Origin of the sequence: Nostoc flagelliforme FACHB-838 (genome assembly GCF_014698065.1) — a bacterium.
Lineage (GTDB): Bacteria > Cyanobacteriota > Cyanobacteriia > Cyanobacteriales > Nostocaceae > Nostoc > Nostoc flagelliforme_B.
The window spans coordinates 1-12,488 of record NZ_JACJSI010000177.1 but is presented as its reverse complement, the minus strand read 5'-3'; the positions used below and the strand labels follow the sequence as shown (position 1 = coordinate 12,488).

Annotated in this window: 9 protein-coding genes and 1 pseudogene; 4 read left to right on the top strand and 6 right to left on the bottom strand. The window is 41.9% G+C overall.

What is annotated here, in order from left to right; genetic code table 11:
• A pseudogene (locus H6G97_RS35715) lies at nt 1-353 on the bottom strand (hypothetical protein); the annotation flags it as partial.
• Between the two features lie 283 nt (nt 354-636).
• Here H6G97_RS35715 and H6G97_RS35710 point away from each other — a divergent pair.
• From H6G97_RS35710 to H6G97_RS35695, 4 genes are read left to right on the top strand one after another with little or no spacing between them, the layout of a single operon-like run.
• Nucleotides 637-1,707 carry a hypothetical protein gene (locus H6G97_RS35710; RefSeq protein ID WP_190945262.1) on the top strand — a complete coding sequence of 357 codons (1,071 nt, stop codon included), beginning with the start codon at nt 637-639 and terminating at the stop codon, nt 1,705-1,707.
• A 33-nt stretch (nt 1,708-1,740) separates the two neighbouring features.
• On the top strand, nt 1,741-4,662 hold the full coding sequence (pglX, locus tag H6G97_RS35705) for a BREX-6 system adenine-specific DNA-methyltransferase PglX (RefSeq protein ID WP_242055726.1): 2,922 nt from the start codon (nt 1,741-1,743) through the stop codon (nt 4,660-4,662).
• Entirely contained in the window at nt 4,663-4,917 is a 255-nt protein-coding gene (locus H6G97_RS35700) for a BREX system ATP-binding domain-containing protein (RefSeq protein ID WP_338421911.1), read from the top strand.
• A 2-nt stretch (nt 4,918-4,919) separates the two neighbouring features.
• Nucleotides 4,920-7,040 (top strand): DEAD/DEAH box helicase, encoded by a 2,121-nt coding sequence (locus tag H6G97_RS35695; protein WP_190945259.1) that lies wholly within the window; start codon nt 4,920-4,922, stop codon nt 7,038-7,040.
• A 342-nt stretch (nt 7,041-7,382) separates the two neighbouring features.
• Here H6G97_RS35695 and H6G97_RS35690 read toward each other — a convergent pair whose 3' ends face one another.
• The 5 genes from H6G97_RS35690 to H6G97_RS35670 form a co-directional block, all read right to left on the bottom strand.
• Nucleotides 7,383-8,705 (bottom strand): restriction endonuclease, encoded by a 1,323-nt coding sequence (locus H6G97_RS35690; RefSeq protein ID WP_190945257.1) that lies wholly within the window; start codon nt 8,703-8,705, stop codon nt 7,383-7,385.
• A 230-nt stretch (nt 8,706-8,935) separates the two neighbouring features.
• Nucleotides 8,936-9,202 (bottom strand): hypothetical protein, encoded by a 267-nt coding sequence (locus H6G97_RS35685; RefSeq protein WP_190945255.1) that lies wholly within the window; start codon nt 9,200-9,202, stop codon nt 8,936-8,938.
• A gap of 32 nt (nt 9,203-9,234) precedes the next feature.
• Nucleotides 9,235-9,408, bottom strand: coding sequence for a hypothetical protein (locus H6G97_RS35680; protein WP_190945253.1), 174 nt, complete (start codon nt 9,406-9,408; stop codon nt 9,235-9,237).
• A 200-nt stretch (nt 9,409-9,608) separates the two neighbouring features.
• Complete coding sequence (locus H6G97_RS35675) at nt 9,609-11,177, bottom strand: reverse transcriptase domain-containing protein (RefSeq protein WP_190945251.1); 1,569 nt, start codon at nt 11,175-11,177, stop codon at nt 9,609-9,611.
• A gap of 557 nt (nt 11,178-11,734) precedes the next feature.
• Nucleotides 11,735-12,488 (bottom strand): hypothetical protein (locus tag H6G97_RS35670; protein ID WP_338421910.1); only part of this gene is annotated, 754 nt, incomplete at its 5' end.

Below are 12,488 nucleotides of genomic sequence, written 5' to 3'. Positions count from 1 at the left end.
AAATCTTTAAATACTCGCTCAAATAATTCAGATGGGAATACTAAAAATCTTTCAGAAAGAGATTGTTGGGCAACTTTAGTAACAGGACACCATAATAAACCTTCTCGTGCTAACAGACGATTCAACTCTTGAATGCCAGGAACTTGTCGCCACAACAGTGTTAATACTGCTGCCACCATTAAGGATAAATTCAGAATTCTATCTCGTAATCCTAATTGCTTGTAATATTTTTGTTGAGCAAAAACTGCTGGGGTTAATAAAGCTTCTAAATGATTAGCGATCGCTTCATTATCTATCGTGGGAGTGTGATGTCGTTGTGCATGGTCAGAGTTGACTTTTGGTCGCTTGGACATAGTAGTAAAGCAAACTTTCCATTACCTCGTTTGATAATTGAATTTACCTAACAATGTTGCCGACTTTTTACGTCGTTACAATACTTTTTCATCTGCTGTTTAAGCTATTAAAGACTTTTAAGATAATGATAATCAAAAACAGGGGGAGGAGGCGAGCGACGCTCGCCTCCTCCCCCTTCCCTCCATACGATTATCATTCTTATTAAGGATGTTTTGAGTATTTTAACTGATTGACAAAAAGCGCTTTATCTTAACCTTTCACCGATGGGTTAAGGCTTGCTTGGTGGGTTTACTTCGGGCTACTAAGGTGCGGATTCGACCTGAAACTGGCCCAGAAATTACATCAGTGCGTGACCCTGGCGCTAAGGATATGTTCACTAAAGACCGGGACATCAAACGTGCCGATTTGCTACCTCCCAATGAAACCAGTATTAGCCCTCGTGACAAAATTGCCATTTGTAAGTTTTTTAAAGACTTATTAGATGTTGACCTGGATCGGGAAAATGATGCGATCGCCGATGCAGTTTTCCAACAGTTCCCCGGTCAGGTCAAACGATTACAAGAATTAGAACGGCGGTACAATCGACTACCAAACCGACCAAATTTACCCTCAGCTTTAGTCAAGTTACGCGAGTCCCTGGAAAAGTGTACCCGTTCTCGCCAAGTTGAAGACACTGTGATTGCAGTTAAGAAAAACCTTGATGCATTGCGAGATGGGATTCAAGAACTTGGTATTTCCTTGACAGATTTGACCGATAGTGCAGTGGATGCAGTAACTAAAGCAATTAATATTCGGGATAACCAAGTGGCTCAACTCAAACAGATTGAGCGTTGGACAGAAATTACTAAAGCGATCGCAGCTTTATCAGAACAGCTAAATAGTGATCGCTCTTGGCGGGATATTACCAGTTTAGAACCTCACTTACAAGCAATTGAACAGCACTACAAAGCCGTGCGGTTGAACTTGATTGAAACTCAAGAAAACCAAGCTAAAGAAATTCAAGGGCGGATCAAGCAACGCCAGGGTTTCCTAAAACTGAACGAGAAACAAGGGGAATACGTGTTGCGTTCGGTTCAAGAAGCGACCTATGACACAACGCAGGATGCACTCTACCCCAGCTTGCTAGAACTCAAAGACTCAGCGTTAATTAAACTGCAAAAAGCTGAGAAGGCAGCAAACACCAGCCTTGATAATGTTTTGTCCGAAGTCACTGAAGAGCAAGTGGTGCAGCTACCGCTAAATCTTAGTGGTCGTGAAGTCAGCACAGAAGCAGAAATTGAGGCGCTAGTTAAGCAGTTAAAAGAGCGGCTGTTAGCTCAACTCAAACCTAATACTCGCATTCGCTTATCTTAAATTCTTCTTATTATTATCCAGCCAGCAACCCCAATGTCTTATCTCACTCCTGAAGCTAAATCCAAATTATCCAGTACAATTCGTGCTTTAAGAGAACGTTTGCTCACTGATTTGCAAAACGCCATAGAAAGCACCTATCGATTATCAATTAAAACCTTAAATAAGGCGGGATTAGCACAAGAGCAACAGGTGAAACGACAGCGTTTGGAACAATGGCTAGATGAGCAATCCCGTAGTCAGGGTAAAAGTAAGAAACAAGAGTTGGAGATACGCGATCGCTATTTGAAAACGGCTGTTAAACTCGCAGCTGCAACCTTGCTCAATCGGCTGGTAGTAATTAAGCAGATGGAAGCACACGGATTAATTAAACCTGCTGTATTAACCGGAGGTTGGCAGAGTCGGGGTTATCGGGAGTTTCGAGATTTTGCACCGGACTTGTGTAAGGATGAAACTGAGGGATACGGAACGCTATTGCAATTACTCTACGATGAACTGGCTCAGGAATTGCCTGGTTTGTTTGGCAATGTCGGAGTGACAGCACTATTCCCAATTCCAGCCAGTACCTTGAGAGCAGCAATTGAGGCTTTGGATGCAGCTGAATTAAAGGATGTTTGGCTCGATGATACAACTTTGGGGTGGGTTTATCAATACTGGAACGACCCAGAACGAGAAGCCCTAGATGCCAAATTAAATGGGGGTGGGAAGGTAGAACCCCATGAAATTGCCAGTAAAACCCAAATGTTTACAGAACGTTACATGGTGGAGTGGTTACTCCATAACAGTTTAGGGCAGATGTGGCTGGCAATGTGCAAAAAGCACGGTTGGACGGCTGAGGTTGAGGCTGATGGAACTTTAGCTCGTTTGGAAGCAAGGCGTAAAGAGTGGCGAGAAAAGCGCGAACAAGGAGAGGTGGCAATAGAAGCGTTAATGCCAATTGAACCGGGAATTGAAGAAAATTGGAAATATTGGGTTCCCCAACCATTAACCGCAGATGCAGTCACTCATGCACCAGAGAGTGTACGATCGCTAAAAATTCTTGACCCTGCCACTGGTTCGGGACATTTTCTGGTAATTGCCTTTGGATTATTATTTACACTTTATCAGGAAGAAGCAAGGCATCGGGGAGAAAATTGGAGCGATCGCCAAATTGTTGAATCGATTTTAGAGAACAATTTATATGGTGTTGATATTGACCCCAGAGCAATACAAATTGCGGCGGCGGCGTTGATACTGAAAGCGCGGCTGCTTTCTCCTCAAGCAAGTCCTAAACATCTGAATTTGGTTGCATCTAATCTCCAGTTGGCTTCTTTACCAGCAGATGATCCGGCGTTAGTGGAGTTGCGGCGAGAGGTAACACAAGCCACGGGAATTCCTGAAAAGTTGACAAATCAGATTGTATATGCTTTACAGGGAGCAGATTATTTAGGAACCCTGTTGAAGGTAGATACGGCAGTGGATGCAGCTATTAGTGAGTATGAAAGTCAGTTTCAGCAGGCAGTTCAAGGGGATATTTTTGCAGGCTTTGGTGAGCAAAAACCAGATTTCAACTTTCAGCAGACGAAAGCTTCTTTACTCGATAAACTTGAGCAATTTCTCTCTCGGTGTACCAGTGGCGATGATTTGGGTTTGCGGTTACGGGGTGAGCAGTTGGCAGCAGGTATCAGATTTATCCGCATAGTGCGTGAGAATAGTTATGATTTGGTGATTGGGAATCCGCCGTATCAGCGGACGAGTAAGATGGCGGATGCTGCGTATATTACGAAGAATTATTCAAAAGGAAAGGCGGATTTGTATGCAGCGTTTTTGGAACGGGGTTTGCAATTAGCAAAAGTTGGGGGTTTGTCTGCGTTGTTGACGATGCGGAATTGGATGTTTATTCAGCAGTTTACGCAGATTCGAGAATATTTACTGGAGAATTTTGATTTGCGGACGCTGGGAGATGTAGATAGAGGTGCATTTGATGAAGTACCAAATGAAGTCCTTGCTGTGGTTATGAGTGTATTTCAAAAAGTATCGTTTAACGGGGGAATGAGTGTGGCAATGCAGCCTACTCCGTTAGAGGATAATTCCTACGACCGACAACGAACAAAGCGGAAACGCGCAGCAGTTTTATTACAAATAGGACGGTTTGAATTTTCGAGCGATCGCTTTGAAGTTATCGAAGAAAAACCTCTCGTTTATTGGTGGGATGAGCAACTGTTTAGGATATATGCACTAAATGGTAATCAGTTTTCTGCTAGGTGTCATCGCTACAGCAGTATCTTCGATTCAATGGGTGCATCGGTATTTCCGCCATCTAATGCTGAGACAGTGGCAGTCATGAACTCTAATTTAGGAAGGTATATTCTTCAATCTCTTAATCCCTCAATTCACTTTCAAGTTGGTGACGTTAACCGTCTACCCCTCTTTCACATCGAATCAGCAGACGAAATTTTTACCCAACTCGACGTAGCTTTCACCGAACACGAAGCCGCCCGCGAAACATCTGTAGAATTCAAAAAACCAGGTACGTCCGCTTGGAACTATGCCCAAGAATGGGCGCAAACAGCAGTAGACAGTGAACCTGGCACACCTCTACCAAAATATGAACCTGTTTACGAAGAACCACCCGCAACCAATTTTGTATCCTACGCTATCGGCGTAGCATTAGGGCGATTTAGCACAAATGGCGAAGGTATCCTCAACCAAGCCCCCGCAACTGCACTCCCCCACGGTATCCTTTATCTCTCCGCTTACTCTGAAAAAGACAGCCTAGAACACCCAAGCTGTAAACCCATTCAAGAAACTTGGCACGAGTACGGCTCAATTATTGCCAAAGGAACCCAACTTCGCAAATGGTTGCGGTTATCCTTCTTTAAAGAAGTTCACTTGGGGATGTACGAAAGCCGTCCAATTTACTTTCCCCTTTCATCCCCACGTAAAAACTTCGTTGCTTTTGTCAGCATTCATCATTAAATCAGCGAACCGACCGTAGTTACCAAAGTTACTGCTGGTTTTAAGGGAGATGTGGGAGTGGTTCCTCGACAATTTCTACGCCAGTTTGTCAACATCCTTGATTTAGCATCAGAAAACGATGAATTTGACCCGATGAGCGCAGAAGGTTTTGAACCCACAGATTTAAACGAAGTAGAATTGCTCATCCGTGAAGGTCGTACTTATTTTGACGAAGAACCTGCGGACATTCAAGGTTATGCAGCCGTGGAGTTCTAGCCATGACTTCAGCCTTTGCTCGCTTTCCTCCCCATTTGCAAGCTGCTATTGTCTCCAACTTAGGGTGGTCTTCTCTGCGTCCTGTCCAAGAACTGGCAGGACATACATTGCTCGACGGTAATAATGCAATTGTTCTAGCCCCTACAGCTGGTGGCAAAACGGAAGCTTCTATATTTCCATTATTAGCAACGCTAATGGAACGCGAGCCTGAAGGAGTTGGACTCATATACATTGCACCAATTAAAGCTTTGTTGAATAATCAAGCTGAACGTTTGGGGCATTACACCGAAATGGTTGGTCTAAGGCGCTTTCTTTGGCATGGGGATATTAAAGATCAGGAAAAGCGTGCCTTTATTAAAGAGCCGACAGCACTATTGATGACCACTCCTGAGTCATTAGAGGTGATGCTGCTATCTGCCAAAGTTCCGCACACAAAAATCTTTGGCGATATGCGTGCTTTAGTAATTGATGAAGTTCATGCCCTAGCAGGTACAGACCGAGGTGCCCATCTTATGTCTGTTGTGGAACGGCTAATTCGTTGTACCAATAATGATGTGCAGCGCGTTGGACTTAGTGCCACCGTTGGTAATCCGGTAGATATTTTGCATTGGCTCCAAGGTACATCAAAACGTCCAGGTTGCGTTGTCGATCCGCCCAAAGTTCCCTCGAAAAAGGATTTGCGCGTTTATCTGCGTGATACACTAGGCGCGATCGCTCAAGATGCCACCCAGATAACGCAGAGTAAGAAAAGCCTGTTTTTTTGCCAAAGTCGCTCTTTGGCTGAAGAAATTGCCGAACGAATGCGTAACCGAGGTACAGATGTCTTTGTTCACCATAGTTCTGTCTCTCTAGAAGAACGAACAGCCGCAGAAGAACGTTTTCATCGAGGGACAAATGCCAGCATCATTTGCACCTCCACTCTAGAGTTGGGCATTGATGTTGGCGATCTCGATTTAGTATTGCAAGCTAATGCCCCTTCTACTGTCTCATCTTTCCTCCAGCGCTTGGGCCGCACTGGACGGAGAACAGGGCAACAAGCTAATACTACATTTTTCTGTGAAAATGTAGAGACAGTTTTGCAAGCGATCGCCATCATTGAACTAGCGAAGAAAGGCTGGGTCGAATCTATACCTACTCAGACACGCGCATGGCCTGTACTTGTACATCAATTACTAGCACTTACTCTCCAATTTGGTGGCATTAGCCCAGAACTCTGCTGGGGGCAACTCTCAGTAGTTCCTGATTTTTCAGGCATAACCCACTCAGAATTTGAAATATTAATCAAACACATGATTCGGGAGGATTTCCTATTTCTAGCTGGTGGGCTACTGTCGATGGGAGAAAAAGCAGAACGAGTATTTGGGCGTAAAAACTTTATGGAACTCTACGCTGTTTTTAGTAGCCCAGTACTCTATAAAGTTCAAACACCAGCAGGTTACACTGTAGGCTCTCTAGAGCAAGCTTTTGTCGATAAATTAGTTGCACAGATGAGTTCATTTCTTCTTGGCGGTCGGGCTTGGACAGTTATGCACGTTAGCCATCAGGAACGCACAGTTGGAGTTGTTCCAGCCCCCCGTGGTAAAAAACCAAGCTGGGGTGGCTTTGCCCCACAGCTACTAGGCTTTGAACTTTGTCAGCAAATTGCGGAAATATTGCAATCAGAAAGTATTATTCCATACATTGATGCTAAGACACAAGCTGTGTTAGATGAATACCGTTTTGACCTCAGACCATTAATAGCAGAAGTTCAATCGAGCATCCAATTAGAAACAGATCGGGCGCTGTGGTGGACTTTCGCAGGTGGACAAATTAATCACACCCTCAAATACGGTCTGCAATTTCACCACGATTGGAAGATTACCTCTGACAACTTCAAGTTAAAAATTGAAGGCGATAGTGTTGGTTATGCAACTTTAAGTTTAGCGATCGCTCAGATGAGTACTCCGATCTTTTGGGAAAATTCAGCTACCCAGCGCTTCATTCTTTTGCAATTACCAGAATATCGTCTAAGTAAGTTTCAACGAGCATTACCTGAAGTTTACTCTTTAGAGATGATTAGCAATTATTTACTAGATATCCGTGGAGTAATTAATTTTTTAAAGCAGACAAGCGATCGCTCCTAGATAAATGCCAACTATCCGCTCTCCTGCTCGGTTAATTCGGGAATTTCAACAGCAGATACATCAATGGTTACTGATGCTAGGTTTTCTAAAGAGCAGTTCTGTCTAGCCCAACCAGTTGACGGATGAACAGCTTGAGACTGAGGTTCTTCTCATAGACCTCCTCAAACCTTTCTCGGCTTTCAATTGCTTCTGCATTAAACAGCAATTCTTCTAAGAATGCTAAATGGGCATCAACCGACGGGATATTGCGTTTGAAAGGATCTGAGAGGAGCGATCACAGCGATGGTTTTCATGCTCTCGAATATAGGGTTTAATAGCTTCTAATAAACCTACACCACTAACTTATTCTTTATCTCTTCCTCTCCATTTAAAAGCACGTCGAAAATTTAATGACTCTGCTTCTTTAACAGTCCATACATAGCATTCTTTTTTTTCTTTGTTAATAATGACTTTATCATACTGTTGATCAAAGGGAAGGTGATATATTTTCCCTCTCGAAGAGATATTGCACTTTATACAGGGATATCTCTGTAGAGACTGCTTTTCAAAATACTTAACGTTTAAAGCCTTAGCAAATTTTTTAGCAGTTTCTGATAATATAGTAGATGTAAATAAAGTTGCAGAAGCTATAATTTTAGGATTATCAATCTGATAAGCAACTAATGTCCCATAAAGTTGAAAAATGTGCTTTTCATGTATCATTTTTTCTTGAGACCAGTATTTACATTGAATAATCTCAACTTTCCCATTTGGGCTAGATATTACTAAATCTCTCCCTAAATCTGATAGCCCATCTATAATCCCTTGATAGTAAACTTGGCAATTATTAATTTCATACAAGTAGCCAATATAACGTTCATAATCTCTACCAATTTCCCATTTCGCTTTTTTCTTACTCCAATAGCGCTCAAGAGCTAGTTGGTATTTTTCAATTGTTGGTAAACTCTCATACTCTGCTTTCGTTAACCACTGTCTAGCAGGATCTTCCTGCTCATCACTACTAGCTTCTAATTCTACTTTTTTATTACTTAATTGCTTAATTAATTCATCAATATTTTCCTCTTTATAATCAACTAACCAGGGAAATAAATTTTCATAATATTTAATTTGATAATCAAGAACTCGCCAAAGTTTCTCGGCATTTCTAAATTTTGCAGTAAGTTCACGGATATTTTCTGCTGTCTTCCTAGCTGGACGAGGTTTTGATTCTAAGTAATCTGCTATTTGTAACTCCTTTAAACTGAAATAATCTGCATAAGCTTGTGCTAACCACGGGAACCCAACGGATTTTTCTTGAGCTAGATTGTTTATAACTTGCTTTTCTTCGTCAAGCTTTTTTAAGTATTCTAACTCTTCTTGCCTAAATTTGGCTTCTCTACTTTCAATTTCTCTAATTCCTTCTAACTTTTTTTGCCTAATTTTAGCTTCTCTAGCCTCAATTTCTCTAATTTTTTCTAACTGTTCTTGTCTAAATTTGACTTCCCTGGCTTCAATACTTTTGAGCGTTATTAACTGTTCTTGCCTAAACTCAATTTCTCGCGCCTCAATATTATCAAGCCTTGGTTTAAGGTTATTATATTTCTTTAGCTTATCAGCTATATCACTAATCCAATTAAAACCATAAAAGAAAATGATAATAATAAATATAGTAAGAATAATTTCCATTATTTTCCCTATTTTTGTTTAGAATAGTAAATGTAAAATACACAAATATAAATTATTTTTATATTTGTTTTATTGGATTTAAACTATATTTTAAAAATACTGAGATGAATTTTAAAAATTCTTAAGTAAACATATTATTTTGATCATCAGTACTTTAACATTTGTTGACTGTAAGCCTTCCCGAATCAAGAGTGACCTACCGTAAAAATAACGAGCACAAACATTGGTATTTAATAAATACCATCAGCTACTTCTTCCCTTGTCTCAAAATCACCTTCATAGTCAATAACAATTGGAGCATCTTGACAACTGGTATAAGTCTGTTCAAAAAAACCTGATGACCATCCCAATCCTTGGGGTGTTTTTGAAGGTGCTGATGGTTCTATCTGTTGATAAATCCCTACGACTTCCATTTCTTTGTCTGTTATGCCAACGGAAATCTCAAGGCGCAAAATGCCATCAGCCCCAACATGAGAACATAACTTTATACTCTGCATTGCCTTTGTCTCGTTTCTTAGTTTTCCAAGAATCATCCCTCATCTACAATCCTATATTCTCGCTCAATCAAACCCAACAACTTCTCCTCCACCGCAGTCAAATACGGTCGCTTCAGTTCCCCTAGATGCTTCAGCACAGCACTTGGGGCATCTTCCAAGTTCTCGTTTTCCCGTAGCTTACTGATGCGATCGCAAATTACTTGCATCTGCTGGCATTCTGGCTCCAGGTAATTGAGCGGCTTTAGATGGTGGTAGAGTCGATGGGAGCTATTATGCTCCGCACCTCTCTTTTAAATCTGGACGTGCGTATTTCTACGCATCCAGCTTCCGATATTCTTAAGGTTAATTCTGTAGATTCCTTCTAGCTTTCACTTAGTTACGGGATTTCACGCAAGCCGTATCTAATCTACTTCCTTTCCTTTTTGCCTATGTGGATGTAATCATGACAGGTTTCATGCACTGCAACTAGATTATTTGGTTTCCAGTTTTCATGATTGCCGTCTATGTGGTGTAGTTGTACTCTCTCTTCAGAGGTCAACTTTAACCCGCAATGCCCACATGAATGGTTTTGCTTTATTAATTGTCTTGAGGTTGCGCCGTCGTATAATTCACTGTTCCTTTTTGACCAGTAAACTAAGTCTCCGTCAAAGGGCGATTTATTCCCTTGAACTTTGATAAAGGCGTTTTCAGAGTAGGGGACGCTAGGGAATGCTTTATCTAGTAGTTTCTTACTAGAGAGTTTATCCTGTTTTGTCTCTTTGTTGAATACCTTAAATGTTCTGTGTTGTATGTGCCACAGTGAGAACCGTGAACCGTCCAATTTACAGAACTTATGGTATTGTCTCCAACCTCTAACAATTGGTGCAAGCTTCGAAGCTTTCACCTTAGCGCCATAATTCGAGTTATTGACGATGTATTTAACTTTCTTACGAAAACTTTTGAAGTTTTCCTCTGAGGGAATACATCTGAACTTTCCGTTTTGCTGTACGTAAAAGTGCCAGCCTAGAAAATTGAATCCATCTGTCGAAGCGGTTACTTTGGTCTTTTTCTCGCTTACCTTCATCCCTCGTTCTGCTAGGAATTGGTTGATTTTGTGAAGTAACTCTGAGGCATCGTCTTGAGGACGCAGGAAGAATACCATATCGTCAGCATATCTAACACAAGCGTTTGTTATGTTAGCTTTTGGTGTTCTTGATGATATCCTCATATTGTCCTTGTGGTATTGATGCATATTTTCGATACCATTAAGGGCAATATTTGCTAGGAGTGGACTTACCACTCCCCCTTGCGGGGTTCCTTGTTCTGGGAATTGTGGGTTTATTCCTGCTTTTAAGGCTCGGAATATGCCAGTTTTTAATGCTCTAGGAGCTATCAAGTTCCCCATTATGGTGGAATGGTTTATCCTATCGAAACATTTTTCTATGTCAAGCTCAAGGATTCTTTTTGTGCTGCCGTTAGAGGTACTTCTTAGATTTGTGAATACCTGTTTTTGGGCATCATGAGTACTTCTACCCGTTCTAAATCCATAGCTATGTTCGTGGAAAATTGCTTCGTGTGCTGGTTCTAGAGCGTATTTAGCGAGGCATTGCCAGCACCTATCCGCAATAGTGGGAACTTTAAGGTATCTGATGGAACCGTCTTTCTTTGGTATTGGTATCTCTCTTAATTTATTGTGATACCAGTTTTGCTTTCTTAGTAACAGTTCGAGGTTGAATCTCTCCTCATGGGTTAAGGCGGTTTTTCCATCGACACCCGCAGTCTTTTTACCAGCGTTTAGCTGTGTTACTTGACGAATTGCCATAAACCTAGCTGCAAAGGATTTCAGAATAAGCTTTTGTAGTGACTTAGCTTTGCGCTTGTCTCCTACTCGAACAGCTTTAAACACTCTTCTTTGTAAGCGGAAAAGGTTCGCCCGAAATTTCTTCCAGGGTAATGATTTCCAAGATTCACTAGTTTTTACACTGTGTCTAATCATGCTCTACTCCAAGAAAGCGTTTTCTGAATACCTCAGAGCAGTTACACTCTGTCCTACCCGATACAAAGGATTTCCGTATCTCGTTATACCTACCAGGGTTTTCGACCTTTCCCCAGACCAATGCATCGTTTTTACTCGTTCCGTTCTTTCGATTGATTTGATGACTTAGGACAGTCCAATTTGCCTATCTTCTCCCCTTGAGGTATTGCAGCTATTAAATCGATATGCTGCGGGGATTTAGAAGATGAAGTTTACATTTTGTGTTCAGGTTGTAGCTTCGCGTCTAAGACACTTTTTAAGGACTTGTTTTATCCATATCATCTCCCCATTAACGCCAGTGTTGTTACCTGCTTGTTTTACAACTGATTACGTCCTGTTACCAGCTTCAGTCTCCATAATTCCGAGTATGGTCGCTGTGGTCAGGTAGGGAGTCACTTGACCTCTTCAAGGGTGGGACTTTACCGTTCTAGGGTACTTGGTGTCACCCACATCAAAGGAACAGTTATATATTTTGAAAGCTACTTTCAAAATACATTCTGGTCATACCCCTCTATTTTCTAGAGGCTCTTACCAAAAACGAGCCGCACCGATTCTGACGGTGTACTCCCCATCCCACATTGCGACTGTACAACTGACCTCGCCCACATGTTAACGATGCACCAGCACCCACCTTTGCCCCGTAAATCAGGATTGTCTTTGGCAATAAGGAGGCAGACTTCCCCAACACGATAAGGATTTGGCGCTTTAGTACGTTCCATGATCCGTTGTACTACATCGCCTACAACTCTAGCAGATGGTACTTTACCTCCGGCTTCTTCCACTGCCGTCTGCCATACTTCCCATTGCTGTTGAGGTTCCAGCTTTGTTATCGGTCTAACCTGGCGTTCACTCGTGGGCAGAATTTGTGTCCCATTGGTTGTCAAATTTTGATTTTCCACATTTTGACAACCAATGGTTGTCAAATTTTCGTAAACACCAGCTGCGGCAATCAAATAATTGGATTGTTGCCGACTATGAGCAAAGCGATCGCGGCAATATTCTTCAAAGGTTTTATGCGTGGAGCGATAAAGCCGTCTATCCCTCAATTCCGTCAACGCCTTGCCCGCCTCGAAAAACGCTCTTTCCACACGGCGCTCTAGGTGCAAGCGATCGCGCTGTTCTTCCTCTGTCAACTCTGGAATTTCGATAGCAGTAACCGTAATCGTTGCTGTAGCTAGATTTTCCTCAACATAGATATCCTCATTTGCAGAGTTAACAGGTGGTTTTGAATCACTCTTTGCGGCAGAGGTGGCTTTGTTGGTTCTAGAAGGT

Excerpts from the sequence above, each read along its gene's own strand:
- pglX (WP_242055726.1), top strand. The coding sequence starts at position 1,741 with ATGTCTTATCTCACTCCTGAAGCTAAATCCAAATTATCCAGTACAATT.
- H6G97_RS35695 (WP_190945259.1), top strand. The coding sequence starts at position 4,920 with ATGACTTCAGCCTTTGCTCGCTTTCCTCCCCATTTGCAAGCTGCTATT.
- H6G97_RS35690 (WP_190945257.1), bottom strand. The coding sequence starts at position 8,705 with ATGGAAATTATTCTTACTATATTTATTATTATCATTTTCTTTTATGGT.
- H6G97_RS35685 (WP_190945255.1), bottom strand. The coding sequence starts at position 9,202 with ATGCAGAGTATAAAGTTATGTTCTCATGTTGGGGCTGATGGCATTTTG.
- H6G97_RS35680 (WP_190945253.1), bottom strand. The coding sequence starts at position 9,408 with ATGCAAGTAATTTGCGATCGCATCAGTAAGCTACGGGAAAACGAGAAC.
- H6G97_RS35675 (WP_190945251.1), bottom strand. The coding sequence starts at position 11,177 with ATGATTAGACACAGTGTAAAAACTAGTGAATCTTGGAAATCATTACCC.